20 protein-coding genes are annotated in these 25,634 nt (G+C 63.0%); 7 read left to right on the top strand and 13 right to left on the bottom strand.

Annotated elements, in window-relative coordinates; translation table 11 throughout:
- Window positions 1-373: 373 nt before the first annotated feature.
- Window positions 374-652 carry an SH3 domain-containing protein gene (locus tag GBJ34_RS06395; protein WP_151718444.1) on the bottom strand — a complete coding sequence of 93 codons (279 nt, stop codon included), beginning with the start codon at window positions 650-652 and terminating at the stop codon, window positions 374-376.
- Window positions 653-784: 132 nt separating this feature from the next.
- Entirely contained in the window at window positions 785-1,204 is a 420-nt protein-coding gene (locus GBJ34_RS06400; RefSeq protein WP_151718445.1) for a Fur family transcriptional regulator, read from the bottom strand.
- Window positions 1,205-1,446: 242 nt separating this feature from the next.
- On the opposite strand from GBJ34_RS06400, the gene GBJ34_RS06405 reads away from it, so the two are divergent.
- Both GBJ34_RS06405 and metH read left to right on the top strand, forming a co-directional pair.
- Window positions 1,447-2,499, top strand: a complete 1,053-nt coding sequence (locus GBJ34_RS06405; protein WP_151718446.1) for a homocysteine S-methyltransferase family protein — start codon at window positions 1,447-1,449, stop codon at window positions 2,497-2,499.
- Window positions 2,496-5,189, top strand: coding sequence for a methionine synthase (metH, locus tag GBJ34_RS06410; protein ID WP_151718447.1), 2,694 nt, complete (start codon window positions 2,496-2,498; stop codon window positions 5,187-5,189). The genes GBJ34_RS06405 and metH overlap by 4 nt, the downstream gene beginning before the upstream one ends.
- Window positions 5,190-5,290: 101 nt before the next feature.
- Here the strand turns inward: metH and GBJ34_RS06415 are convergent, their stop codons facing one another.
- From GBJ34_RS06415 to rocF, 8 genes are all read right to left on the bottom strand, one after another.
- Complete coding sequence (locus GBJ34_RS06415) at window positions 5,291-8,377, bottom strand: efflux RND transporter permease subunit (protein WP_151718448.1); 3,087 nt, start codon at window positions 8,375-8,377, stop codon at window positions 5,291-5,293.
- A gap of 3 nt (window positions 8,378-8,380) precedes the next feature.
- A complete protein-coding gene (locus GBJ34_RS06420; protein ID WP_192931125.1) occupies window positions 8,381-9,688 on the bottom strand; it encodes an efflux RND transporter periplasmic adaptor subunit in 1,308 nt (435 codons plus the stop codon).
- 121 nt (window positions 9,689-9,809) lie between these two features.
- A complete protein-coding gene (gene gluQRS, locus GBJ34_RS06425) occupies window positions 9,810-10,649 on the bottom strand; it encodes a tRNA glutamyl-Q(34) synthetase GluQRS (RefSeq protein ID WP_151718450.1) in 840 nt (279 codons plus the stop codon).
- The gene (trmFO, locus tag GBJ34_RS06430) at window positions 10,637-11,968 is read right to left on the bottom strand and encodes a methylenetetrahydrofolate--tRNA-(uracil(54)-C(5))-methyltransferase (FADH(2)-oxidizing) TrmFO (protein WP_151718451.1); all 1,332 of its coding nucleotides are present in this window, start codon (window positions 11,966-11,968) and stop codon (window positions 10,637-10,639) included. Before trmFO ends, gluQRS begins: the two co-directional genes overlap by 13 nt.
- Before the next feature lie 27 nt (window positions 11,969-11,995).
- Window positions 11,996-12,346 carry a DUF6614 family protein gene (locus tag GBJ34_RS06435; protein WP_151718452.1) on the bottom strand — a complete coding sequence of 117 codons (351 nt, stop codon included), beginning with the start codon at window positions 12,344-12,346 and terminating at the stop codon, window positions 11,996-11,998.
- 139 nt (window positions 12,347-12,485) lie between these two features.
- A complete protein-coding gene (gene gyrA / locus GBJ34_RS06440) occupies window positions 12,486-15,209 on the bottom strand; it encodes a DNA gyrase subunit A (protein ID WP_151718507.1) in 2,724 nt (907 codons plus the stop codon).
- 194 nt (window positions 15,210-15,403) lie between these two features.
- Window positions 15,404-16,453: an ornithine cyclodeaminase gene (locus GBJ34_RS06445; RefSeq protein ID WP_192931127.1), complete on the bottom strand. Its 1,050-nt coding sequence runs from the start codon at window positions 16,451-16,453 to the stop codon at window positions 15,404-15,406.
- A 7-nt stretch (window positions 16,454-16,460) separates the two neighbouring features.
- Complete coding sequence (gene rocF, locus GBJ34_RS06450; RefSeq protein ID WP_151718454.1) at window positions 16,461-17,387, bottom strand: arginase; 927 nt, start codon at window positions 17,385-17,387, stop codon at window positions 16,461-16,463.
- Window positions 17,388-17,495: 108 nt separating this feature from the next.
- On the opposite strand from rocF, the gene GBJ34_RS06455 reads away from it, so the two are divergent.
- The 4 genes from GBJ34_RS06455 to GBJ34_RS06470 all read left to right on the top strand — a co-directional run bounded on the left by GBJ34_RS06455 (window position 17,496) and on the right by GBJ34_RS06470 (window position 21,504).
- A complete protein-coding gene (locus GBJ34_RS06455; protein WP_151718455.1) occupies window positions 17,496-17,933 on the top strand; it encodes an Lrp/AsnC family transcriptional regulator in 438 nt (145 codons plus the stop codon).
- A 254-nt stretch (window positions 17,934-18,187) separates the two neighbouring features.
- Complete coding sequence (locus GBJ34_RS06460) at window positions 18,188-20,215, top strand: heme lyase CcmF/NrfE family subunit (RefSeq protein ID WP_151718456.1); 2,028 nt, start codon at window positions 18,188-18,190, stop codon at window positions 20,213-20,215.
- A gap of 4 nt (window positions 20,216-20,219) precedes the next feature.
- On the top strand, window positions 20,220-20,666 hold the full coding sequence (locus GBJ34_RS06465) for a cytochrome c-type biogenesis protein (protein ID WP_151718457.1): 447 nt from the start codon (window positions 20,220-20,222) through the stop codon (window positions 20,664-20,666).
- A gap of 64 nt (window positions 20,667-20,730) precedes the next feature.
- Window positions 20,731-21,504 carry an enoyl-CoA hydratase-related protein gene (locus GBJ34_RS06470; protein WP_151718458.1) on the top strand — a complete coding sequence of 258 codons (774 nt, stop codon included), beginning with the start codon at window positions 20,731-20,733 and terminating at the stop codon, window positions 21,502-21,504.
- Between the two features lie 77 nt (window positions 21,505-21,581).
- Here the strand turns inward: GBJ34_RS06470 and ilvN are convergent, their stop codons facing one another.
- The 3 genes from ilvN to GBJ34_RS06485 form a co-directional block, all read right to left on the bottom strand.
- On the bottom strand, window positions 21,582-22,142 hold the full coding sequence (ilvN, locus tag GBJ34_RS06475) for an acetolactate synthase small subunit (RefSeq protein ID WP_151718459.1): 561 nt from the start codon (window positions 22,140-22,142) through the stop codon (window positions 21,582-21,584).
- On the bottom strand, window positions 22,142-22,546 hold the full coding sequence (locus tag GBJ34_RS06480; protein ID WP_151718460.1) for a hypothetical protein: 405 nt from the start codon (window positions 22,544-22,546) through the stop codon (window positions 22,142-22,144). Before GBJ34_RS06480 ends, ilvN begins: the two co-directional genes overlap by 1 nt.
- Window positions 22,547-22,623: 77 nt before the next feature.
- Entirely contained in the window at window positions 22,624-24,390 is a 1,767-nt protein-coding gene (locus tag GBJ34_RS06485; RefSeq protein ID WP_151718461.1) for an acetolactate synthase 3 large subunit, read from the bottom strand.
- A 443-nt stretch (window positions 24,391-24,833) separates the two neighbouring features.
- Here GBJ34_RS06485 and gstA point away from each other — a divergent pair, with 443 nt between their 5' ends.
- Window positions 24,834-25,436, top strand: coding sequence for a glutathione transferase GstA (gene gstA, locus GBJ34_RS06490; RefSeq protein WP_151718462.1), 603 nt, complete (start codon window positions 24,834-24,836; stop codon window positions 25,434-25,436).
- Window positions 25,437-25,634: the final 198 nt, after the last annotated feature.

The following is a 25,634-nucleotide window of genomic DNA, read 5'->3' on the forward strand; positions in this document are numbered from 1 at the left end:
GCCGCTTCAGGGCATCGTTGTAACTCTTCCAGTTCGTCGTCCGATAGCGGGTAGGCTTAGGTCGCGTCATCGCAGACCATTAACCCTATGGATTCCCCGTGTGAATCCTGATCCCTAGGGACTTCTGCAACAAAGCCGCTTCAATGCACTCGGCACTGCCGAGATCGAACGCGTGGCATGAACACAGCGGGGAAAGGCGAGCGTCCGGCCAATCCACGACTTCTGCAACAATGCCGATGCCGTCTCAGGCCATTGTGGTGACCAGCCGCCGCGTGGCGATCGGAAGGGGCTGCCAATTGCGCGGGAGGCGTCTGGCAGGTCTGGCGCGACGGCTGGCCCAGCGGTCGCGGGGCAGGCACTGGCGGCCTTGCCGTCAGCGTGGCGCGAGATAATCCGCTGCGACATAGCCCGAGACGCCGGGCTTGTCGGTCAGCGAAACGCGGCACCAGACCTTTCCGTTTGTCGGCGCGCATTTTTGCCGGGTGAGGCGGGTTCCATCGGGCAGGCCGATGATGATGGCGTGATCGAGACCCGGGCCCTTGCGCAATTTCAGAAGATCGTCAGACCCGACCCCCCGGACCACCGCGCCGGAACTGGCTGCGCAGCCGGTGATGAACATGAGGGCGAAAAGGGCGGGAAAATGTGTTCGCATGATCTGACCTGCATCGTTTTGCCCGTTCTACGACAGCCTTGCGTCAGATGACAGCGGGTCGATAGGCAAGGCGGGCCCGTGATTGCAAAGACCCGCCGATGAAGGGGCGTCTTGCATCCGCGCTGCGAGGCCCTAATTGCGCGGCTTCACATAGATATCCAGCCGGTGGCTCACGATCTCGAACCCGTGCTTGCGGGCGATTTCCTGCTGGATGCGCTCGATCTCGGGGGAATGGAACTCGATCACCGCGCCGGTTTCGATATTGATGAAATGGTCATGATGCGATTCCGGCGTGGCCTCATACCTTGCGCGACCATCGGAAAAGCTGTGACGCTCGATCAGCCCGTGTTCGGCCAGCATGTTCATCGTGCGATAGACCGTCGCGATATTGATCCCGGGTTCCAGGATGCGGACGCGGCGGTGCAATTCCTCGACATCGGGGTGGTCATCGGCCTCGGCCAAGACCTGCAGGATCACCCGGCGCGGCGCAGTCAGGCGCAGGCCGAGCATCCGGCAGCGTTCCGCCAGATTGGCGCTCTCCGCGTGCGACATGTTCAACCTCCACATCCAAATCGCCAGGACCGGCCCGGGTCTTCAAATCACGACCGGACTGCAGTCCTAGACCATGATTGCGGCCGGGTCCATCGCAGGGCCGCATCGTGAGGGTGTCACAGGGGCAATGGGCCGTGGGGTGCCAGCGTGAACATGAGACAGGTTCATCATCTTCATGACAACTATGAATTTGCTTCACGCTATGGCGCAGGCTAATCTCCGCCTTCAAATCGAGGCAGGCCATGACTCTCTATCATCTTCCGAAAACGGCGGCGTATGACGCCCTTGAACGTATTGCGCAGGACCGTATCCTGATCCTGGACGGCGCGATGGGAACGCAGATCCAGCAGCTTGGTCTGTCGGAAGAGGATTATCAGGGGCAGGGCGGTTGCGCTTGTCGCCACCCTTCCGACCATCCGCAAAAGGGCAATAACGATCTGCTGACCCTGACGCAGCCGCAGGCGATCGAGGCGATCCATCTGCGCTATGCCTTGGCTGGGGCCGATATCGTGGAGACCAACACCTTTTCCGCCACCACCATTGCGCAGGCCGATTACGGGTTGGAGGCGGCGGTGTTTGATCTGAATGCCGAAGGCGCGCGGGTGGCGCGACGGGCAATGGATCAGGCAACCCGGATCGACGGGCGGCCGCGCTTCGTGGCGGGGGCGGTGGGGCCGACCAATCGCACGGCCTCGATCAGCCCGGATGTCAACGATCCCGGTTACCGCGCGGTCAGCTTTGACGATCTGCGCATTGCCTATGGTGAACAGGTCAAGGGCCTGATCGCGGGCGGTGCCGATATCATCCTGATCGAGACGATCTTTGACACGCTGAACGCCAAGGCCGCGATCTTTGCCTGTTTCGAGGCTTTCGCGGCGCATGGCCAACGCCTGCCGCTGATGATTTCGGGCACCATCACCGATGCCTCGGGGCGCACGCTGACCGGGCAGACGCCCACCGCCTTCTGGCATTCGGTGTCCCATGCGCGGCCTTTCACTGTCGGGCTGAACTGTGCCCTTGGGGCAAACGCCATGCGTCCGCACCTGGCCGAGCTGTCGGGCGTGGCCGAGACCGCGATCTGCGCCTATCCCAATGCGGGCCTGCCAAATGCCTTTGGCCAATATGACGAAGGCCCGGAGGATACTGCCGTGCAGGTGGCCGGTTTCGCCCGCGAGGGGCTGGTGAATGTGGTGGGCGGCTGCTGCGGCACCACGCCAGATCACATCAAGGCCATTGCCGAGGCTGTAAAACCCTTCTCTCCGCGATCCATGCACAACGGGGAGCTTCGCGCATGAGCCGTTACCTGCGTCTGTCCGGTCTGGAACCCTTCGTTCTGACCCCCGATATCCCTTTCGTGAACGTGGGCGAACGCACCAATGTCACCGGATCGGCCAAGTTCCGCAAACTGATCACCAATCGCGATTACGCGGCGGCCTTGGCCGTGGCGCGCGATCAGGTCGAAAACGGCGCGCAGATCATCGATATCAACATGGATGAGGGGTTGATCGATTCCCGCGCCGCGATGGTCGAGTTTCTGAACCTCGTGGCGTCAGAACCCGATATCGCCCGCGTGCCGGTGATGATCGACAGCTCCAAATGGGAGGTGATCGAGGCCGGGTTGAAATGCGTGCAGGGCAAGGCGGTGGTGAACTCCATCAGCCTGAAGGAAGGCGAAGAGGCCTTCCGCCATCACGCGGGCCTTTGCCTGGCCTATGGGGCGGCGGTCGTCGTCATGGCCTTTGACGAGACCGGCCAAGCCGATACCTTCCAGCGCAAGACCGAGATCTGCGCCCGCGCCTACCGTATCCTGGTGGACGAGATGAGCTTTCCGCCGGAAGACATCATCTTTGATCCCAATATCTTTGCGGTCGCCACCGGGATCGAGGAGCATAACAATTACGGCGTCGATTTCATCGAGGCCACGCGCTGGATCCGCCAGAACCTGCCTTATGCCCATGTCTCGGGCGGGGTGTCGAACCTGTCCTTCAGCTTCCGCGGCAATGAGACCGTGCGCGAGGCGATGCACGCGGTCTTTCTCTATCACGCCATTCAGGCGGGGATGGATATGGGGATCGTGAATGCGGGCCAGCTTGCGGTCTATGACCAGATCGAACCGGATCTGCGCGAGGCCTGCGAGGACGTGGTGCTGAACCGCCGCGATGACGCGACCGAGCGGATGCTGGAGGTTGCCGAACGCTATCGTGGCGGCGCGCGCGAGGAAAAGGCCCGCGATCTGGCATGGCGCGACTGGTCGGTTGAAAAGCGGCTGGAACATGCGCTTGTCAACGGTATCACCGAATTTATCGAGGCCGATACCGATGAGGCGCGGCTGGCGGCGGAACGCCCGCTGCATGTGATCGAAGGCCCGCTGATGGCGGGCATGAATGTGGTGGGTGACCTGTTCGGCGCGGGCAAGATGTTTCTGCCGCAGGTGGTGAAATCCGCGCGTGTCATGAAGCAGGCGGTTGCCGTCTTGCTGCCGTGGATGGAGGCCGAAAAGGCCGCCAATGGCGGCGGCGACGGGCGCCAAAGCGCGGGCCGGGTGTTGATGGCCACGGTGAAAGGCGATGTGCACGATATCGGCAAGAATATCGTGGGCGTCGTGCTGGCCTGCAACAATTACGATATCATCGATCTAGGCGTGATGGTGCCGCCGCAAAAAATCCTGGAGATCGCGAAACAGGAACAGGTCGATGTGATCGGCCTGTCGGGCCTGATCACGCCGTCGCTGGACGAAATGGTCCATCTGGCCGCCGAGATGGAGCGGGAGGGTTTCGATATCCCGCTGCTGATCGGGGGGGCCACCACATCCAAGGTGCATACGGCGGTGAAAATCTCGCCGCGCTATCATCGCGGGCAGGCGGTCTATGTGACCGATGCCAGCCGCGCCGTGGGCGTCGTCAGCCAATTGCTGAGCGCGACCCAAAAGCCCGCCTATCTCGACATGATCCGCGCCGAATATGCCGAAGTGGCCGAACGCCATGAACGGTCCGAGGCGGCGAAGCAGCGTCTGCCGCTGGCGACCGCGCGGGCCAATGCGATGAAGATCGACTGGTCGGCCTATCAGGCGACTCAGCCGCGCTTTACCGGCACCCGGATCATCGAAGACTGGGATCTGGCCGAGATCGCGCGTTATATCGACTGGACCCCGTTCTTCCAGACATGGGAGCTGAAGGGCGTCTATCCCCGCATCCTTGAGGATGAGAAACAGGGCGAGGCCGCGCGCCAGCTTTTTGCCGATGCACAAGAGATGCTGGCCCGGATCATCGCGGAAAACTGGTTCCGTCCGCGCGCGGTGGTGGGTTTCTGGCCCGCGAATGCGGTGGGTGATGATATCCGCGTCTTCACCGATGAAAGCCGCACCCAACCGCTGGCGACGCTGCACACGCTGCGCCAGCAGACCGCCAAGCGCGACGGGCGGCCCAATCTCGCCTTGTCGGATTTCGTGGCCCCCATTGGCCAGCCCGATTGGGTTGGCGGCTTTGTGGTGACCGCAGGGCCGGAAGAAAACGAGATCGCCGCGCGCTATGAACGCGCCAATGACGATTACGGTGCGATCCTCGTCAAAGCCCTGGCTGACCGCTATGCCGAGGCCATGGCCGAGATGCTGCATGAGCGTGTCCGCAAGGAACATTGGGGTTACGGCGCGGATGAGGCCTTTGCCCCCGCCGATCTGATTGCCGAACCCTATCGCGGCATCCGCCCGGCACCGGGCTATCCGGCCCAGCCTGACCATACCGAAAAGCTGACCCTGTTCCGCCTGCTGGATGCCGAGGCCGCAACCGGCGTCACCCTGACCGAAAGCATGGCGATGTGGCCGGGCTCGTCGGTCTCGGGCCTCTATATCGGGCACCCGGACAGCTATTATTTCGGGGTGGCCAAGATCGAACGCGATCAGGCGGCGGATTATGCCGCGCGCAAGGGCATGGATCTGGCCGAGGCCGAACGCTGGCTGGCACCGATCCTGAACTATCAGCCAAGCTGACCGGGCCGTCAGGTTGATCGGGCCGCCGAACTGATCGGGATCGCAGACATGACAAAGGCCGGGCAGGGTGCCCGGCCTTTGCTTTGCGGTGTGCCTGCCTGTCAGCCGCGCCCGAACAGCCGCCGGACGCCGACAAAGAAGGCGGGCACCATGAAGATGCCGATCAGGACCGAGGCGATCATTCCGCCAGACACCCCGATGCCGATGGCGCGTTGTGCGGCGGCACCCGCGCCGGTGGCGGTGGCCAGCGGCAACACGCCGAGCAGGAAGGCAAACGAGGTCATCAGGATCGGGCGCAGACGCTGGCGCGCCGCAATCACGGCGGCATCGATCAGCGATTTGCCCTCGGACACAAGGCTTTGCGCAAACTCCACGATCAGGATCGCGTTCCGTGCCGCAAGGCCGATGGTCGTCAGCAACCCCACCTTGAAATAGACGTCATTCGACTGGCCAAAGGTCATCGCGGCCAGCATCGCGCCAAGGATGCCGACCGGCACCGACAGCATGACCGCAAAGGGCACCGACCAGCTCTCGTAAAGGGCGGCAAGGCACAGGAACACCACCAGCGCCGACAGCGCAAACAGCATCGGGGCCTGATTGCCCGACAGGCGCTCCTGATAGGAGATCCCGGTCCAGGCCACGCCATAGCCGCCCTCAAGGGCCGCCACCTGCGCCTCCATCTCGTCCATGGCGGCGCCGGTCGACACACCCGCCAGCGGTGAGCCGGAAATCTCCAGCGCCCGCGATCCGGCATAGCGATCGAGCGAGGGCGAGGCCTCGTCCCAGACCTGGGTGATGAAGGCACCAAAGGGCACCATCTCGCCGGATTTGTTGCGGGCAAACCAGCCATCGATCTGGTCGGGCTGCATCCGCCATTCGGCCAGACCTTGCACGATCACCGGCTTCAGCTCGGTGCCAAGGGCAAAGTCATTGACCTCGCGCCCCGAAAAGATGACCGACAGCATCGCATTCACCTCGGACAGCGTCAGGCCCATGGCGCGGGCCTTTTGCTGGTCGATGTCCAGCCGCAGCGAGGGGCGGAAGGTCGTCTCATGCCCGCGGAAGGATCCGGTCATCGCATTGGCCTCGGCGGCCGCCACCAGATCCACCGCCGCTTGTTGCAGCGCCGCAGGCCCATGGCCCGCCTGATCCAGCAGGTAGAAGCTGAACCCGGCCGAATTGCCAAGGCCCTGAATGGCGGGCGGCTGGTTGAAGACGATCCGTCCCGCACGGTGGTTGCTGAACCGGGCAGAGGCCTCCTGCGCAAATTGTGCGGCCGTCACGTCAGGGCGATCGGCATAGGGTCGCAACCGCACAAACAGCATGGCGGTGTTCTGCCCGCCGCCCCCGAAGGAAAAGCCAAGCGCACCATAGGCGCTTTGCACCACATCGCCGCGCTCCTCCAGCAGCCAATGTTCCACCTCTTGCAGCACGGATTCGGTTTGCGCGGTGGTCGATCCTTCCGACAGGCGGATCTGCGCCATCAAGACGCCCTGATCCTCTTGCGGCAGGAAGGATGAGGGCAGGTGCTGATAGGTCCAGAAGGCGGCGCCACCCACACCGATCAACAGGATCGCCATACGGATCGGGCGACGCGCGGTCCAGCCTGCGCTGGCGGCATAGCCCTCGGTCGTCTTGTCGAGGCCGCGGTTGAACCAGCGCACCGGCGCGATGCCGCCGCCATGCTTGCGCGGCTTCAGAAGGCTCGCGCACATCGCGGGCGTCAGGATCAGCGCGACCGCCAGCGACAGCATCATGGCCGAGATGATGGTGACGCTGAATTGGCGGTAGATCACCCCGGTCGATCCCGACATGAAGGCCATGGGCAGGAAGACCGCCGACAGGACCAGCGCGATGCCCACCAGTGCAGGCGTGATCTGCCCCATGGATTTGGAGGTGGCGGCGCGGGCATCCAGCCCCTCTTCCTCCATCACCCTTTCGACGTTCTCGACCACCACGATCGCATCATCGACCAGCAGGCCAATGGCCAGCACCAGTGCAAACATCGTCAGCGTGTTGATGGTCAGACCCGCCACCGCAAGGATGCCAAAAGTGCCCAACAGCACCACCGGGACCGCAATGGTCGGGATGATGGTCGCGCGCCAGCTTTGCAGGAAGACAAGGATGACAAGAAAGACCAGAACCACGGCTTCGGCCAGCGTGGCATAAACCCGGTTGATCGAGGCTTCGACGAAGGGTGAGGTGTCAAAGGGGTATTCGACCGTCACCCCTTCGGGCAGGACGGCGCTTACCCGGTCCAGCGTGGCACGCACGGCATCTGCCGTCTCCACTGCATTTGCCCCGATGGCAAGATTGATGCCAAAGCCCGCCGCAGGCACCCCGTTATAGCGCGAGGCCGAACCATAGCTTTCCTGCCCGATCTCGACCTGCGCGACATCGCCCAGAAACACCGTCGATCCATCCTCGGCGGTGCGCAGGATGATCTTTTCGAACTCCTCGACCGAAGACAGCTGGGCCTGCGCCGAAAGCGCCACCGAAAGCTGCTGCCCCGGCACCACCGGCTGCGCGCCAAGGCTGCCCACCGTCACCGTGCTGTTTTGTTCCGAAACGGCGCTGGTGATATCGGCAGTCGTCACCTGATATTGCGCCATTTTCAGCGGATCGAGCCAGATCCGCATCGCATAGCCAGAGCCAAAGGCATTGATCGAGCCCACGCCGGGGGTGCGCAGGATCGGCCCCTCCACGATGCGGCCCATCAGATCGCCAAGCTGCAACGAGGTATAGCTGCCATCCTGCGACACCAGCGCCGCCACCATCAGGATCGACGAGGTCGACCGCGTGACGCTGATCCCGCGCTGCTGCACGGTTTCGGGCAGGCCGGATTCGATCAGCTGCAGCTTGTTTTGCACCTGCACCTGCGCCATGTCCGGCACAACGCTTTCATCGAAGACCAGACTGACCGAGGCCCGCCCCGTCGCGGACGAGGACGAGGTCATGTAAAGCAGCCCGTCCAACCCGGTCAGACCATCCTCGATCACGGTGGTGACCGAGTTTTCCGTCGTCTCGGCGGAAGCCCCGGGATAGCTGGTCTGGATGCGGATCGTGGTCGGCGCGATATCAGGATATTGCGAGATCGGCAGGGTGGTCAGCCCCCAGCCGCCCGCCAGCATGGTAATCAGCGCCAGCACCCAGGCGAAGACCGGGCGATGAATGAAAAATTCTGCCATGGATCAGTTCCCCGTGCCCGCGCCCGTGGCCGTGCCCTTGCCTGTGGCGGAGGACGCGCCCGTGGCTGAGGATGTGCCCGTGGCCGCGGATGCGCCGCCGGATGCGCCGGTGCTGTCGGGCGCTTTGGCCAGATCCTGCACCACGCCTGCCGCATCGATGCTGACGGGCACGGTCTCAACCTCCGCGCCATCGCGGAGATTGGTCAGACCATCGACGATCAGCAGCGATCCGGGGGCAAGCCCTTCGGTGATCAGCCATTCATTGCCGTCGCTGCCGGCGGGCATGACCTCGATCTTGCGGGCCTTGCCCTCGGTCGCGATGAACAGCGACAATATCCCGTTCGGCCCGATGGTCGCTGCGCGTTGCGGCACGCGGATCGCCTCCATCCGACCCAGCACGACATCGCCGCGCAGGAACATGCCGGGCAGGATGCGGCTGTCGGGGTTGTCGAAGCGGAAGCGCATATCCTGCGTGCCGGTGGTGGTGGAGACGCTGACCGAGGGCGCGGCCAGGGTGCCGCTGCCGGTATAGGTCTGGCCATTTTCCAGCGTCAGCGTGACCTCCAGACGCTCCTGCGGCATCAGAGCCCCGCTCTCCACCTGTTCGCGGATCGACAGCAGCCGGGCGGCGGGCTCGTAGAGATCGACATAAATCGGGTCCAGTGTGGTCACCGTCGCCATGCCGTCACTTTGCCCATTGGTGACCAGATCACCGACCGAAACCGCCGGAAAGCCGGGAATGCCGGGGATCGGGCTGTTGATCTCGGTCCAGGCCAGTTGCTGTTCGGCCAGACGCAGATCTGCCTCGGCGCCGCGCAGCGTGGCGCGGGCCTGCGCGGCCTCTGCCTCGGCGCTTTCCACCGTGACACGGGTGCTGCCCGACCCCTCCAGGGCCCGGGCACGGTTGGCCGCAGCCTCGGCCAGCGTCAACGCAGCCTCGGACCGGGCGACCGTCGCGCGGGCACTGTCCAGCGCGGCCTCATAGCTGGCGCGATCCAGCCGGAACATCGGCGCGCCCGCCTCGATCGGCTGGCCGGGGGTATAGAGGATCTCGGTCACGAGACCAGTGACCCGCGGGCGGATATTGGCCTCCTGATAGGCGACGGCACGCCCGGGCAGGATGGAGCGGCGCTTTACATCCGTGCGCTGCATCTCCATCACGCCCACCTTGGTCGGCCCCTTGGCCCCACCTCCCGCGGGGGCCCCCTGGGCATGGGCGGCCAAGGGGGCCAGCAGGGCGGTCATCAGCAGCAGGCACCCGGCCAGGCCATGAGATGCCGGGGAAGATGGGGCCAGAGGGGAAAGCGTCATGCGGTCATCCTGATGCGGCGGTGCCGCCCCGGCACCCATTCCCCGAAACCTAGGGGGCATGACGCGTGGCGGCAACCGCAGTTGCACGAGCGTGAACGACGCCGTGCGGGGTTTCCGTCGCTCATAATCCGATCATGTGACGAATATCTTCGGGACTGGCACCTTCGGCACGAAATTTTGCCAGGGCGCGCGCATCGTCGCGCTTGGCCAGCCGCTTGCCCTGATCGTCGCGGATCAGAGGGTGATGGTGATAGATCGGCGTTGGCAGGCCCAGCAGACGTTGCAGGATGACCTGAATGGGCGTGAAGGTAAACAGATCCTCGCCCCGGATCACATGGGTGATGCCCTGATCGGCATCGTCAAAAGCCGAGGCCAGAAAATAGGCGACGATATCCTCGCCCTTGCGCGACAGCACCACATCGCCGATCTCGGTCAGGGCCTGTGCGGGCTGGATGGGATGGTGGCCTGCGAAATGCGGGCCGGTTTCCTCAAATGCGGGCAAGGCCGGGGCAAGCCGTGCCAGGGCGAGGCCCAGATCCAGGCGCAGCGCATCGCCCGGCAGACGGCTTTTCATCGGACGGCCGCGACATGTGCCGGGATAGACCTGATGCGCGACGCCCTCCTGCGGGGCAGACAGCGCGGCGCGGATATCGGCGCGCGTGCAGGAACAGGGATAGAGCAGACCGCGTTCGGCCAAGGCCTCCAGCCGGTGATTGTAGCTGGCGATTTTCGGGGCCTGCTCTTGCACCGGCCCATCCCATGTCAGGCCGAGCCAGCGCAGATCCTCGCAGATCGCGGCTGCATATTCCGGGCGGCACCGCTCCAGATCTGTGTTTTCCATCCGCAGCAGAAACGTCCCGCCCGCGGCGCGCGCGCGGTCATGCGCAAGAATGGCGGAATAGGCGTGCCCCAGATGCAGCGGCCCGGTCGGCGATGGTGCGAAACGCGTTACGAAAGCCATTCCGTAAAGGCCTGTTTCGCACGGTCGGTATAGGCCTTGTAGCGATCCTTGCGGCCGCGCCGTCCGCCTTTGGCATCAATCGGCGGGAACAGCCCGAAATTCACATTCATCGGCTGGAAGGTCTTGGCCTCGGCCCCGCCGGTGATATGGGTGATCAGGGCCCCCATGGCCGTGTCGGCCGGCGGCGGCGGCAGGATCTCCCCCTTGATCTCGGCGGCGGCCATCCGGCCCGCCAGCAGACCCATGGCGGCGCTTTCGACATAGCCTTCAACGCCGGTGATCTGACCGGCGAAGCGGATATTGGGCCGCGATTTCAGCCGCATCTGATCATCCAGCAGGCGTGGCGAGTTGATGAAAGTGTTGCGGTGAATGCCGCCAAGGCGGGCAAAGCTCGCATCCTGAAGCCCCGGAATCATCTTGAAAACAGCGGTTTGCGCGCCGTATTTCATCTTGGTCTGAAAGCCCACGATATTGTAGAGTGTGCCCAATTGATTGTCGCGGCGCAGCTGCACAACCGCATAGGCCTTTTCCTGCGGCTTGTGGCTATTGGTCAGCCCGACGGGCTTCATCGGCCCATGGCGCAGGGTTTCGCGCCCGCGTTCCGCCATCACCTCGATCGGCAGGCAGCCGTCGAAATAGCCGGCGGTTTCGCCCTCATGGAATTCGGTCTTTTCGGCCGCCAGCAGCGCATCGATGAAGGCCTCATATTGCGGCTTGTCCATCGGGCAGTTGATATAGGCGGTGCGCTCTTCCTCGGTCTCGCCCTTGTCATAGCGGCTTTGCAGCCAGGCCACCGACATGTCGATGCTATCAGCATAGACGATCGGGGCGATGGCGTCGAAGAAGGCTAGGCTTTCTGCCCCGGTCTCGGCCCGGATGCTTTCGGCCAGCGCGCCAGAGGTCAGCGGGCCGGTCGCGATGATCCAATGCCCGTCTTTCGGCAGTTCGGTGATTTCGCCATATTCAACCGAAATCAGCGGATGCGCCTTGATCTTTGCGGTCACCGCTTCGGCAAAGGGATCGCGATCCACCGCCAGCGCGCCACCAGCGGGCAGGCGATGCGCCCGCGCCGTCGCCATGATCAACCCATTGGCCGCGCCCATTTCCCAATGCAGCAGACCGACCGCGTTCCGCTCGTCATCGTCGGACCGGAAGGAGTTGGAACAGACCATCTCCGCCAGGCTGCCGGTGCGATGGGCAAAGGTGCCCACGGTGGGCCGCATTTCGTGCAGCACCACGGGCACGCCGGCCTCTGCCGCCTGCCATGCTGCCTCTGATCCGGCCATTCCGCCGCCGATGATATGAAGTGTCTCGCGCATGGGCTGTGGGATAGACCCATGCGCGTCTCAGATCAAGGCGATGCGTTCCCGCTGCGCCGGATCAGGATAGGGTCGATAAAGCCCGACCTGCACATCGGCGATCATCTGATGCATCAGATCGTATCGTCGCTGCGCCTGGTCATCGGCCGCGGCCAATGTGGTGAAGGCCGTATCCAGCGTCGCCAAGTCCGGCAATTCAATCTCCAGCAGGAAATCGCGATGCGCACCAGAGGCGAGGCCAAATTTGCGCCGCATCAGACGCCATTGGCCGATCAGCCCCTGCGTCGCCAGATAGTCCATCCAGGCCTCAACAGCCGAGGCAAAGGCCAGCGCCCGCGCCTCTGACCGCAATTCGATCAGACAGTGATAGAGGTTCATCGGACCCTCCTTTCCCTGTCATCAAAGCCGACTCGTCCTACGAAAGCGTTAAGGCCAAACCATTCCAGCCAATGACAATCCCCGGAAATACAAAGGCCGGGGCGATCTGCCCCGGCCTTGGTGATGTTCTGACTCGATGTCAGCTTTCCGCCGCAGGTGCGGGCGGCGCGCTATCGGGTGCCGCGCCTTCGCCCTCGTCGCCCTGATCGGCGACGCGCGCGACCGAGACGACCTCTTCATCGCCGCCGGTGTTGAACACCTTGACCCCACCCGCCGAGCGCGAGCGGAAGCTGACCTGATCGACCGGCACCCGGATCGATTGCCCGGTCGAGGTTGCCAGCATGATCTGATCGGCCAGATCCACCGGGAAGGAGGCGACAAGCGGCCCGCCACGCATCGATTTCTCGAAGGCGGTGACCCCCATGCCGCCACGCCCGCGCACCGGATAATCGTGGCTGGATGTGAGCTTGCCGAGACCTTTTGACGTGACCGTCAGGATCAGATCCTCGGCCGCCGACATTTCGGCATAGCGTTCGGGCGACAGCTGCCCCTCGGCCACCGCATCCTCTTCCTCAACTTCAACCTCTTCCTCAACAACGCCCGCCATCAGCCTGCGTTGCTTGAGATAAGCGGCGCGCTCTGCCGGGTCGGCCTCGAAGTGGCGGATGATCGACATCGACACGACCTTGTCGCCATCACCCAACCGGATGCCGCGCACGCCGGTGGAGCCGCGCGATTTGAACACCCGGATCTCGGTGGTCGAGAAGCGGATGGCCCGGCCGGAGGAGGTCACCAGCATCACATCGTCATTCTCGTCCGCGATGGCTGCATTCACCAGGCTGACGCCCTCGGGCAGTTTCATCGCGATCTTGCCGTTGCGCATCACATTGGTGAAATCGCTGAGGTCGTTCTGGCGCACATCGCCATCCGAGGTCGCGAAGACGATCTGCAGGCTGTCCCATTCAAGCTCGGGCACATCGACCGGCATCAGCGCAGCGATGGAGATCCCGGTCTCGATCGGCAGAATATTGACGATGGCCTTGCCGCGCGCGGTGCGGCCAGCCAAGGGCAGGCGCCAGCACTTCAGCTTGTAAACCATTCCATCTGTTGTGAAAAACAGCAGATGGGTATGGGTGTTGGCCACGAAGAGCGTGGTCACCACATCGTCTTCCTTGGTGGCCATCGAAGCCAGGCCCTTGCCACCACGGTTCTGCGAACGGAACTCCGCCAGCGGCGTGCGCTTGATGTAACCGCCGGAGGTGATGGTTACGACCATATCCTCGCGCTCGATCAGATCCTCGTCGTCCATGTCACCGGCCCAGTCGATGATCTCGGTCCGGCGCGGGATGGCAAACAAAGCCTTCACCTCGGCCAGTTCGGAAGAGATGATCGACATGATCCGTTCACGCGAAGACAGGATTTCCAAGTAATCCTTGATCTTTGCAGCAAGTTCTTCAAGCTCGTCGGTAATTTCCTTGACGCCCATCGCAGTCAGGCGTTGCAGCCGCAGATCAAGGATCGCGCGGGCCTGAATTTCCGACAGGTTATAGGTGCCATCGTCATTAACCGTATGCGACGGGTCGTCGATCAGCTTGATATAGGCGACGATGTCATGGGCAGGCCAGCGCCGGGTCATCAGGCGCTCGCGCGCCTCTGCCGGATCGGCGGAGGAGCGGATGGTCGCCACGATCTCATCGACATTGGACACCGCGACCGCAAGACCACAGAGGATATGGCTGCGCTCGCGGGCTTTCCGCAGCTCATAGGCGGTGCGGCGTGCCACAACTTCCTCGCGGAAGGTTATGAAATGGCTGATGAAATCGCGCAGGATCAGCGTCTCGGGCCGTCCGCCGTTCAGCGCCAGCATGTTGCAGCCGAACGATGTTTGCAGCGGCGAGAAGCGGAACAGTTGGTTCAGCACCACATCCGGCGTTGCGTCGCGTTTCAGCTCCACCACCACGCGCACGCCGATCCGATCGGATTCATCGGCGATATTGGCGATGCCCTCGACGCGCTTTTCGCGCACAAGCTCGGCGATCTTTTCGATCATCGAGGCCTTGTTGACCTGATAGGGGATTTCATCGACCACGATGGCCCAGCGGTCCTTGCGGATCTCCTCCACACGGGTTTTCGCCCGCATGATGACCGAGCCACGCCCTTCGAGATAGGCTTTGCGGATGCCACCACGGCCGAGGATCTGGCCGCCGGTGGGGAAATCCGGGCCCGGGATCAGCTCCATCAGGCGCTCGCTGGAGATGTCGGGGTTCTCGATCATGGCCAGGCAGCCGTCGATCACTTCGCCAAGGTTGTGCGGGGGAATATTGGTCGCCATGCCGACGGCGATACCGCCCGCGCCATTGACCAGCATATTCGGGAAGCGCGCCGGGAGAACTGTAGGTTCCCGGTCCTTGCCGTCGTAATTGTCCTGAAAATCGACAGTGTCCTTGTCGATATCGGCCAGCAGGAAGGCGGCGGGCTTGTCCATCCGCACTTCGGTATAGCGCATGGCTGCTGCCATATCGCCATCCATGGAACCGAAATTCCCTTGTCCATCAAGGAGTTTCAGCGACATGCTGAAAGGCTGTGCCATCCGCACCAGCGCGTCATAGATCGCGATGTCACCATGGGGGTGGTATTTCCCCATCACATCGCCAACCGGACGCGCCGATTTGCGATAGGATTTGTCATGGGTATTGCCGGTTTCATTCATCGCATAAAGGATGCGGCGATGCACCGGCTTCAATCCGTCGCGGAGATCGGGGATCGCCCGGCTGACGATCACGCTCATCGCGTAATCGAGATAGGCCGTCTTCATCTCCTGCTCAATGGAGACCTGCGGCCCATCATAGCTGGAGCGAGGCATTTCCTCAGTGTTATCAGTATCTTCCGGCTGATCGCTCACCCCGGTCCGCCTTTTCTGCTGCGAGGGGCAGCCCCTCAAGATCTAGGTGTCAGCAGTATAGACCATCGCGGATATGGGGTGCAACCGCCCATCGTGCGGGCGGTTGGGACGGTGATCTACGGTATATCACGGAACATATTGATCTTGATAGATTATCAGGCAGAGGCCGCGCGCAGGATCATGCCAAACAGATCGCGGGGATCATCGGGGTCGGCGATCATGTCCAGATCCTGAAACAGACCGCTGCCGCGCAGGCGCGAATGCACATAGCGCAGCGCACTGAAATCCTCGATCGCGAAGCCTACGCTATCAAACAAGGTGATCTCGCGGGCATTGCTGCGCCCCTGGGCCGCGCCGGTGAGAACCTGCCACAACTCGGTCACCGGATGGTCGGGATCAAGCTGCTGAATCTCGCCCTCGATCCGGGTCTGGGGCGGATATTCGACAAAGATCGAGGATCGCAGCAAGATGTCGCGATGCAGTTCGGTCTTGCCGGGGCAATCACCGCCGACCGCGTTGATGTGTACGCCCGCGCCGACCATGTTGTCGGTCAGGATGGTGGCATATTGCTTGTCGGCGGTGCAGGTGGTGATGATCTGCGCGCCTTCAATAGCGGCTTCAGGTGTCTGACATTGCAAGATATTCAGACCAAGCCCGGTCAGGTTTCGCGCGCATTTCCTGGTGGCCGCCGGATCGATATCGTAAAGCCGGACCTCGGTGATGCCGCAGACGGCCTTGAAGGCCAGCGCCTGAAACTCTGCCTGCGCGCCATTGCCGATCAGGGCCATGGTGGTGGCACCGGGCTGGGCCAGATGTTTGGCGGCCATGGCGGAACTCGCGGCGGTGCGCAGCGCGGTGAGGATCGTCATCTCGCTCAGCATCAGCGGATACCCGGTCTGAACATCTGCCAAAAGCCCAAAGGCAGTAACGGTTTGCAGGCCTTTCTTCATGTTCGACGGATGGCCGTTCACATACTTGAACCCGTAGGTTTCGCCATCCGAGGTCGGCATCAACTCAATCACGCCAATCTCGGAATGGCTGGCCACGCGCGGGGTCTTGTCGAATTGCGGCCAGCGGCGGAAATCAGCCTCGATCTCCGCCGCCAGATCGCGCAGCACCTGTTCGATGCCGATGTGAAGGACGAGGCGCATCATATTGTCAACGCTGACAAATGGCACCAAAGCATTGCGCGAGGGCAGGGTCATCATGGCCTCAGATATAGCTGCGGGTCGGACGGTCGAACACTTTGCGGCCCATGAGCGAGCCGACCAGATCCACCATCAGTTTCGCGGTGCGCCCGCGCTCGTCGAGAAACGGGTTCAGCTCCACCAGATCGAGCGAGGTGACAAGGCCGCTTTCATGCAGCAACTCCATCACAAGATGGGCCTCGCGGAAGGTTGTGCCGCCGGGCACGGTGGTGCCGACCGCCGGCGCGATCGACGGGTCGAGAAAATCGACATCCAGGCTGACATGCAGCATCCCGCCTGCCGCCTGCACCTGTTCCAGAAAAGCACGCAGAGGGGCTACGATGCCATGTTCATCCAGCACCCGCATGTCGTTGATCGCAATGTCGTGCTTGAGGAGGGCTGCATGTTCCGCCGGATCGACGGAGCGGATGCCGTAAAGGCAGATCCGCTCCGCCGGGATCGGGGTCGGAAAGGGCGGAAAGGCATCAAACCCCTCGCGCCCGGCGATATAGGCCACGGGCGTGCCGTGCAGATTGCCCGATGCGGTGCTGATCGGCGTGTGGAAATCGCTATGGGCATCGAGCCAAAGCAGGAATAGCGGCCGCCCGATCCGCCGCGCATGAAGGGCGGCACCCGCCACCGAACCAAGCGCAAGGGAATGGTCGCCGCCCAATACCACCGGCATTCCGCCCGCACTTAGGGCATCATCGACGGCCTCGGTCAGTGCCGCTGTCCAGCCCAGCGTTTCGGGCAGCTGATCGACCGCTGGATTGGGGCAATCCGCCTGCGGCAGATCGCCAAGCGTCAGGTCGCCGCGGTCTTCCACCCCATGGCCGAGGTCACGGATCGCCTGCGCAAGACCCGCCACGCGATAGGCCGCCGGACCCATCAGGCAGCCGGGGCGGCGTTGGCCGGAATCGACGGGTGCACCGATCAGAATGGTCTGGGTCATGCTTATCTCCTGTTGTCGCCAGCCTCTCGCTGGATGTGGATGCTTTCCAGTAGAATCATGTTCGAACTGTTGCATATACTGCGCGAAACGGAGGGGGATTCTGCCATTATGGACGATGCGGATCTGCGTCTGATCGCGGAATTGCGCCGGGACGGGCGGGCGGCGCTGTCTGAACTGGCCGATCGGCTGGGCCTCAGCCGCGCCACCGTGCGCGCCCGCATGGAACGGCTGGCGCAGCGCGGCGAGATCGCGGGCTATACGGTGGTGACGCGCTCGGATGTGACCTCGGCCCCGGTGCGCGGATTGATGATGATCGGCATCGAGGGGCGTGGCGGCGAAAAGATCATGGCCCGGCTGGGCGGGCTTCCCGCGGTGACGGCAGTGCATTCTACCAATGGCAAATGGGATCTGATCGTGGAACTGGCGACGCAGACCCTGCTGGAACTCGATGAGGTGATCCACCGCATCCGCAATATCGAAGGGGTGATGACATCAGAGACCAATCTGCTGCTCTCCACCCGCCGTGCCGGGCGCAGGCCGGGCTAGGGGGCGCTCGCGCCCCCTCTGGAGCTGCGCTCCATTCACCCCCTGAGGATATTTGGAAACAGGTGAGGGGCATGTGTGACATTGGCCTCATTCATCTGTTCGAAAATATCCTCGGGGGTGAGGGCCGCAGGCCCGAGGGGGCAGAATGCCCCCTTTCTTGCGGACGCCTGTCGCAGCCCTGCGACGATCGCGCGCAGCCCCATGGCGGGGCGATCGCCTTTCGCCTATGATCGCCCGCGACAAGGGAGACGCGGATGATCGTTGAATTGGGGCATTTCGCACTGGTGCTGGCGCTTGGTGTCGCCATGGTGCAGGCGGTCTTGCCGCTGATCGGGGCCTGGCGGCGCTGGAATGGCTGGATGGCGGTAGCCGAGCCCGCAGCGGTCGTGCAGTTGATGCTGATCGCCGTGGCTTTCGGGGCCCTGACATGGGCCTTTGTCACTTCGGATTTCTCGCTGCGGCTGGTGGTGATGAACAGCCATACCGACAAGCCGATGCTCTATAAAATCTCCGGCGTCTGGGGCAATCATGAGGGCTCGCTGCTGCTTTGGTCGCTGATCCTGGCGCTGTTCGGGGCCTGTGCCGCGCTGTTTGGCACCAATCTGCCCCCGACGCTCCGGGCGCGGGTGCTGGGGGTGCAGGCGCTGATCGGGGTGGCGTTCCTCAGTTTCATGCTGTTCACCTCCAACCCCTTCCTGCGGTTGTCGGTGCCGCCGATGAATGGCGAGGACCTGAACCCGCTCTTGCAGGATCCGGGCCTCGCCTTCCATCCGCCGTTTCTGTATCTTGGCTATGTCGGCATGAGCATGGCCTTCAGCTTTGCGGTGGCAGCATTGCTGGAGGGTCGGGTTGATGCCGCCTGGGGTCGCTGGGTGCGGCCCTGGACACTGGCCGCCTGGATCTTCCTGACCATCGGCATCGCGCTTGGCTCCTGGTGGGCCTATTACGAGCTGGGCTGGGGCGGGTTCTGGTTCTGGGATCCGGTGGAGAATGCAAGCTTCATGCCCTGGCTGTTCGGCGCGGCGCTGCTGCATTCCGCCATCGTGGTGGAAAAGCGCGAAAGCCTGAAGGCCTGGACGATCCTGCTCGCGATCCTCGCCTTCGGTTTCAGCCTGATCGGCACTTTCATCGTGCGCTCGGGCGTCATCACTTCGGTGCATTCCTTTGCCTCGGACCCTGAGCGCGGCATCTTCATCCTGATGATCCTTGGGGTCTTCATGGGGGGCGCGCTGCTCTTGTTCGGCCTGCGCGCCTCGGCGATGGAGGCGAAGGGCGTGTTCTCCATGGTCAGCCGCGAAAGCGCGCTGGTGACGAACAATCTGCTGCTCGCGGTTTCCAGCTTTGTGGTCTTTGTGGGAACCGTCTGGCCGCTCTTTGTCGAGATCGCCTCGCAGGATCCCTATTGGGGCGCGATGCAGAACCCGTTCTATGCGCTTGGCCTGTTCACCCGGCCGCAGGTCCTGTCGGTTGGTGCCCCGTTCTTTGATGCGGCCTTCACGCCCTTCATGGTGGCGCTGGCGCTGCTGCTGCCGGTGGGGGCCATGCTGCCCTGGAAACGGGCGCAGGCAGGTCGCGTGCTGCGGCAACTGGTGCCGGTGGCGGTGCTGGCCTTTGCTGTGGGGGCCCTGGTCTTTGCGATTCAGACCGGCCGCTCGGCCCTTGTGCCGGTGGGGGCGGCGCTTGGTCTCTGGGTTCTGGGCGGTGCCTTTGTCGATCTGTGGACGCGGACGGGGCGCGGCGATCTGTCGGGGCGCTTTGGCCGCCTGACGCGGCTGCCGCGCGCCGATTGGGGCAAGGCCACCGCTCATGCAGGCCTTGGCGTCACCATCTTTGCCGTGGCCGCGATGACCGGCTGGGCAACTGAGGTCATCAAGGTGGTGCGGATCGGCGAAAGTTTCGACCTCAGCGGCTATCAGGTGAAACTGGTCGATGTGCATGAGGAGAAGGGGCCGAATTACATCTCCACCATGGCCGAGATGGCGGTGACGCAGGGTGGCAAGCCGGTATCGGTGCTGTTCCCCGAAAAACGGGTCTATCCGGTGCAGGCGATGCCCACCACCGAGGCCGCGCTGGATTACGGGCTGTTCCGCGACATCTATCTGGTGATCGGCGATCCGCAGGTCGGCGGCGGTTATGCCGTGCGCGGCTATTGGAAGCCCTTTGCCAACTGGATCTGGATCGGCTGCGGCTTGATGGCGCTTGGGGGCCTGCTGTCGCTGACCGACCGGCGCTATCGGGTGGCGGCGGGCGCGCGCAATGCGCGTGCCGTTCCGGCGGAGTGATCTGATGCGCAAGCTGCTGATCCTGCTGGCCTTCCTTGCAACGCCCGCCTTTGCGGTGCAGCCCGACGAGATCCTGCCCGATCCGGCGCTGGAATCGCGGGCGCGCGAAATATCCAAGCTGCTGCGCTGCCCGGTCTGTCAGGGCGAGAATATCGATGACAGCAATGCGGTGATCAGCCGTGACCTGCGCATTCTGGTGCGCGAGCGGCTGGTTGCGGGTGACAGCGACGATCAGGTGATCGATTTCGTGGTCGATCGCTATGGCGAATATGTGCTGTTCAAGCCGCGCGCCAGCGGGGCGAACTGGGTCTTGTGGCTTGCCGGACCGGGGATGCTGGTGCTGGGTGGCGGCATGGCCTGGATCTGGCTGCGCGGGCGCAGGCAGGCCGTCCCGCCCGAGGCGCTGACCCCGGAGGAAGAGGCGCGGCTGCGCGAGATCTTGAAAGAGTGACGCGCCGTTCCGGTTGCCCCAGACGGCCCGGCCCTTAGGCTTGCCCGCAAAAGGGAGGCTTGCCATGGATCCGGTCCTGCTGACGGTCGAGAACGATATTGCCACGATCACGCTCAATCGCCCGGAGGTGATGAACGCGCTGTCTTCGGAACTGCGGTTGCAGATGCGCGCGGCGATTGCCCGGGCCGAGCTTGAGGCGCGGGTGATCGTGATCACCGGCGCCGGGCGCGCTTTCTGTTCGGGGCAGGATCTGGCCGATGCGCAACGCCTTGGCCGCGATGTGCCGTTCGAGGCGATCCTGAATGAAGAATATGTGCCGCTGCTGAATGCGATCTATGATTGCCGCCTGCCGACCATTGCTGCGGTGAATGGGGCGGCAGCGGGCGCGGGGGCCAATCTGGCGCTGGCGGCGGATGTGGTGATCGCCACGGAAAGCGCGAGTTTCATTCAGGCCTTCACCCGGATCGGGCTGATCCCGGATGCCGGCGGCACCTGGTGGTTGCCGCGCCAGATCGGGGCGGCGCGGGCGATGGGGGCCTGTCTCTTCGCCGACAAGGTCAGCGCAAGGCAGGCCGAAAGCTGGGGCATGATCTATGAATGCGTGGCCGATGACGGCTTTGCCGCAAGGGTGGCGGAACGCGCGGCGCATCTGGCGCAGGGGCCAACCGCCGCTTACGCCGCGTTGAAGCAGGCGCTGCGCGGATCACTGTCCAATGATCTGCCCAGGCAATTGGCGCTGGAGGCAAGGCTGCAAGGGGCTGCCGGCCAGACCGAGGATTTCCGTGAAGGTGTGGCGGCTTTTCTTGAAAAGCGCGCGCCCCGGTTCAAGGGCGCATGACCATCTCGACTTTGATCTGCCAGCAAAAACAAAGGCCCCCGGTATGAACCGGGGGCCTTTGTGTTCTTGATCAGGCCTCAGACGCCGCGCGACAGGGCAGCAACGCCGGTGCGGGCGATCTCGCTCAGCCCCAGCGGGCGCAGCAATTCGGCGAAGGCGTCGATCTTTTCCGGCGTGCCGGTCATCTCGAAGACGAAACTTTCCAGCGTGCTGTCGACCACCTTGGCGCGGAAGATCTCGCACAGGCGCAGCGCCTCGATCCGGGCATCGCCCTTGCCCGCCACCTTGATCAGCGCCAGTTCGCGCTGCACGCTGGGGCCTTCCACCGTCAGGTCATGTACGGCATGGACCGGCACCAGCCGACCCAGTTGCGCCTTGATCTGTTCGATCACCTGCGGCGTGCCGCGCGTCACGATGGTGATGCGCGAGCGGTGCCCCTCGTGATCGACCTCGGCCACGGTCAGGCTGTCGATATTGTAGCCCCGGCCCGAAAACAGCCCGATCACCCGTGCCAGCACGCCGCTTTCATTGGCGACGATGACGGCCAGCGTGTGGCTTTCGATCACTTCGGCATAGGGGTCGCGAAGCTCATAGGCGGAATGGCTCACCGAGCCTTTTTTGATATTGAGTGCGGACATCAGTTTTCCCTGACACGCTTGATTTCTGGGGTCGCGTCGATCATCTGGCCAATGGCCGCGGCGATCTTGTCGTTAAAGGCCTGCAAGGCCGGATCGTGAAAGAACCGTGCCTTGAAACCGGGTTGAGCCTTGACCCCGACAATATGACTGAGGCCATCTTCTGTCGCGTCTGCTTCGTCATAGTTGCAGCATGTGACCATGACCTTGCCGCCGCTCGGAGCCTGCAGAAGAAGCACGCGCCCGAAGTCTGCGGCATAGTTATCGTCGGGGTTCAGGCCAGCCTGTCGCAGCCCGGCCTCAAGCCAGGCGGCAAGCTCCTTGGCAAAAACACCCTCCTGAATATAGTCATCCTGTTCGTCTGGAGTGAGGTTTCGCTCATGTGCTTCAAGCTCGGCTTCCGACATGCCGTCGATCCTGGCTTCTCCGGCGGTCCGCCGGAAAAGCGCTGTTTCGATAAAGAATTCAGCCTCGCTATATCGGGTCACACCAGCACCGCGCCGCCAGCCTTGATGACACCTTGCGTATCGGCCTCGCCCAGCAGCATCTCGTTATGCGGCTTGCCCGACGGGATCATCGGGAAGCAGTTCTCATGCTTCTCAACGAGGCAATCGAAGATCACCGGGCCGTCATAGCGGATCATTTCCATGATCGCGTCATCCAGATCCTTGGGGTCAGAGCATTTGATGCCCTTGCAGCCAAAGGCCTCGGCCAGTTTCACGAAATCGGGCAGGCTTTCCGACCAGGAATGCGAATAGCGTTCGCCATGCAGCAATTCTTGCCACTGGCGCACCATGCCGAGGCGTTCGTTGTTCAGGATGAACTGCTTGACCGGGGCGCGAAACTGCATCGCCGTGCCCATTTCCTGCATGTTCATCAGCCAGGACGCCTCGCCGGCGACGTTGATGACCAAGGCCTCCGGGTGGGCGATCTGCACGCCGATCGAAGCGGGCAGGCCATAGCCCATGGTGCCGAGGCCACCCGAGGTCATCCAGCGGTTCGGATCTTCAAAGCCCAGGAATTGTGCCGCCCACATCTGGTGCTGGCCCACTTCGGTGGTGATGTATCGATCCATGCCCTTGGTCAAAGCCTCAAGCCGCTGCAATGCGTATTGCGGCTTGATGGTCTTGGTCGAAGGCTTGTAGTCGAGGCAGTTCACCGCCTGCCATTCCTTGATCTGCGCCCACCATTTGGCCAGACCTTCCTTGTTCACCTTGCGGCCACGCGATTTCCAGATCCGCAGCATGTCTTCCAGAACATGGCCGACATCGCCGATGATCGGCACCTCCACCCGCACCACCTTGTTGATCGAGGACGGGTCGATATCGATATGCGCCTTCACCGAATTCGGGCTGAAATCAGCCAGCCGTCCGGTGATCCGGTCGTCAAAGCGCGCGCCTATATTGATCATCAGGTCGCAGCCATGCATGGCCAGATTGGCTTCATAGAGACCGTGCATCCCCAACATGCCGAGCCAGGCCTTGCCCGATGCCGGATAGGCCCCCAGACCCATCAGGGTCGAGGTGATCGGAACGCCCGTGGCCTCGACCAGTTCGCGCAGCAACTGGCTTGCGGCCGGGCCGGAATTGATCACGCCACCACCGGTATAGAACAGCGGGCGTTCGGCGGTTTCCAGCAGCTCCACCAGCCGGGTGATCTGGTCCAGATCCCCCTTCAGCTTGGGCTGGTAATGCGAGGGCTTGACCTTTTCCCTTGCCACATAATCGGCGGTGGCAAACTGCACATCTTTCGGGATGTCGATCAGCACCGGACCCGGACGGCCCGAGGTCGCGACATGGAAAGCGGTGTGGATGGTTTCGGCCAGCCGTTCGGTATCCTTCACCAGCCAGTTCATCTTGGTGCAGGGGCGGGTGATGCCCACGGTATCGGCCTCCTGGAAGCCGTCCGTGCCGATCATGAAGGTCGGCACCTGGCCCGACAGCACCACCAGCGGGATGCTGTCCAGCAGCGCATCGGTCAACCCCGTCACCGCATTGGTCGCACCCGGGCCAGATGTCACCAGCGCCACACCGGGCTTGCCGGTGGAACGGGCATAGCCCTCTGCCATATGGATGGCACCTTGTTCGTGACGGACGAGAATGTGGCGAATGTCGTTTTGCTGGAAGATCTCGTCATAGATCGGAAGCACCGCGCCGCCGGGATAGCCGAAGACAACCTCGACCCCCTGATCCTTCAGCGCCTTCACGATCATCTTCGCACCCGACATGGTGCTCGCATTCGCCTTGGTCATGTTCTCTTCCTCTGGGCCGCCACGCGCGGCTGGCTGGATACGAAAAAGCCCCCGGGAGGTTTTCCGCGGGGGCGCATGGGGAACCATTATGGTTTGCCGTTACCGGCCCATGCGCCTTTCCCCTACGATGACGAGAAGCGCGATCATCGCCTTCCCCTCCCTTGAGCGTTTCGATGAGCCGGACCTTATGGGGCTGAAACCGGAGCGTCAATGCCAAATCGACAGGTAATGTGTCGTTTGTGGTGTTAAATTCACATCTTTATTTCGTTTCTGGTGCAAAAATAGAAATATCATGAAATTCATGTGGTGTGTCGCGTCTCTTGTGCGCTTGATGACGGCCCTGAGTCGACATCGAGCCGCCAGTGATGCGGGCAGGGGCTGGACCTTGCCCGGGTTTCGGGCTTTTCATGGCGCACCGGCGGACCCGCCTGGAGGAGAGACCCATGAAACTATACTACACGCCCGGTGCCTGTTCGCTGGCCTCGCATATCGCGCTGCGTGAAACCGGCGCGCCGTTTGAACTGGTCAAGGTGGATCTGCGCGCCAAGACGATGGCGGAGGGCGCGAATTTCCTGACCGTCTCGCCGCGCGGTGCGGTGCCGGTGCTGGAGCTGGATGACGGCGCGGTGCTGACGGAATGTGTGGCCATCATGCAGTATGTGACAGACAGCCTGACGCCGGGCGTTCTACCCGCCACGGGCACCCTGGCACGAGCGCGCTTGCAAGAGATGCTGAATTTCATCGCGACCGAGGTGCATAAGGTTGCCGCGCCGATGTTCCACCCGATGAAGGATGAGGCCAAGGCCGCGCAACTGGCGCTGCTGGATAAGCGGCTGCAGGTGATCGAGGACCGGCTGTCGGATGGCCGTGCCTTCCTTGGCGGTGCGGATTATTCGATTGCCGATGGCTATTTCTTCACCATCACCAATTGGTCGCGGCTGATCGGGCATGACCTGTCGCGCTATCCCAATATTCTTGCGCTGCGCGAGCGGGTGGGGCAACGCCCGGCGGTGCAGGCGGCCCTGAAGGCCGAAGGCCTGATCTGACACAGGCACCAGGCCGAACGCCTGATCTGATAGTGGCACCAAGCCGAAGGCCTAATCCGATAAGTGCACGCGGCCGAAGGCCTGATCTGATAAGGGCACCCGGCCGAAGGTTGATCTGAAACTGCCTATGGCTGAAGTCCGATCTGGTTCCAGGCCTTTGGCCGGCGCAAAGGGAAAGCCGCTAACGCCAGGTTCGGG

The organism is Gemmobacter serpentinus, from assembly GCF_008973825.1.
GTDB lineage: Bacteria > Pseudomonadota > Alphaproteobacteria > Rhodobacterales > Rhodobacteraceae > Gemmobacter > Gemmobacter serpentinus.

What these genes read in the sequence shown, in the direction of transcription:
- GBJ34_RS06455 (WP_151718455.1), top strand. Translation starts at nt 17,496, where the DNA reads ATGGACGATGCGGATCTGCGTCTGATCGCGGAATTGCGCCGGGACGGG.
- metH (WP_151718447.1), top strand. Translation starts at nt 2,496, where the DNA reads ATGAGCCGTTACCTGCGTCTGTCCGGTCTGGAACCCTTCGTTCTGACC.
- GBJ34_RS06405 (WP_151718446.1), top strand. Translation starts at nt 1,447, where the DNA reads ATGACTCTCTATCATCTTCCGAAAACGGCGGCGTATGACGCCCTTGAA.
- GBJ34_RS06420 (WP_192931125.1), bottom strand. Translation starts at nt 9,688, where the DNA reads ATGACGCTTTCCCCTCTGGCCCCATCTTCCCCGGCATCTCATGGCCTG.
- gyrA (WP_151718507.1), bottom strand. Translation starts at nt 15,209, where the DNA reads ATGCCTCGCTCCAGCTATGATGGGCCGCAGGTCTCCATTGAGCAGGAG.
- rocF (WP_151718454.1), bottom strand. Translation starts at nt 17,387, where the DNA reads ATGACCCAGACCATTCTGATCGGTGCACCCGTCGATTCCGGCCAACGC.
- GBJ34_RS06470 (WP_151718458.1), top strand. Translation starts at nt 20,731, where the DNA reads ATGGATCCGGTCCTGCTGACGGTCGAGAACGATATTGCCACGATCACG.
- GBJ34_RS06395 (WP_151718444.1), bottom strand. Translation starts at nt 652, where the DNA reads ATGCGAACACATTTTCCCGCCCTTTTCGCCCTCATGTTCATCACCGGC.
- GBJ34_RS06465 (WP_151718457.1), top strand. Translation starts at nt 20,220, where the DNA reads ATGCGCAAGCTGCTGATCCTGCTGGCCTTCCTTGCAACGCCCGCCTTT.
- GBJ34_RS06460 (WP_151718456.1), top strand. Translation starts at nt 18,188, where the DNA reads ATGATCGTTGAATTGGGGCATTTCGCACTGGTGCTGGCGCTTGGTGTC.
- GBJ34_RS06400 (WP_151718445.1), bottom strand. Translation starts at nt 1,204, where the DNA reads ATGTCGCACGCGGAGAGCGCCAATCTGGCGGAACGCTGCCGGATGCTC.
- GBJ34_RS06435 (WP_151718452.1), bottom strand. Translation starts at nt 12,346, where the DNA reads ATGAACCTCTATCACTGTCTGATCGAATTGCGGTCAGAGGCGCGGGCG.
- trmFO (WP_151718451.1), bottom strand. Translation starts at nt 11,968, where the DNA reads ATGCGCGAGACACTTCATATCATCGGCGGCGGAATGGCCGGATCAGAG.
- gluQRS (WP_151718450.1), bottom strand. Translation starts at nt 10,649, where the DNA reads ATGGCTTTCGTAACGCGTTTCGCACCATCGCCGACCGGGCCGCTGCAT.
- GBJ34_RS06415 (WP_151718448.1), bottom strand. Translation starts at nt 8,377, where the DNA reads ATGGCAGAATTTTTCATTCATCGCCCGGTCTTCGCCTGGGTGCTGGCG.
- ilvN (WP_151718459.1), bottom strand. Translation starts at nt 22,142, where the DNA reads ATGTCCGCACTCAATATCAAAAAAGGCTCGGTGAGCCATTCCGCCTAT.
- GBJ34_RS06485 (WP_151718461.1), bottom strand. Translation starts at nt 24,390, where the DNA reads ATGACCAAGGCGAATGCGAGCACCATGTCGGGTGCGAAGATGATCGTG.
- gstA (WP_151718462.1), top strand. Translation starts at nt 24,834, where the DNA reads ATGAAACTATACTACACGCCCGGTGCCTGTTCGCTGGCCTCGCATATC.
- GBJ34_RS06445 (WP_192931127.1), bottom strand. Translation starts at nt 16,453, where the DNA reads ATGACCCTGCCCTCGCGCAATGCTTTGGTGCCATTTGTCAGCGTTGAC.
- GBJ34_RS06480 (WP_151718460.1), bottom strand. Translation starts at nt 22,546, where the DNA reads ATGTCGGAAGCCGAGCTTGAAGCACATGAGCGAAACCTCACTCCAGAC.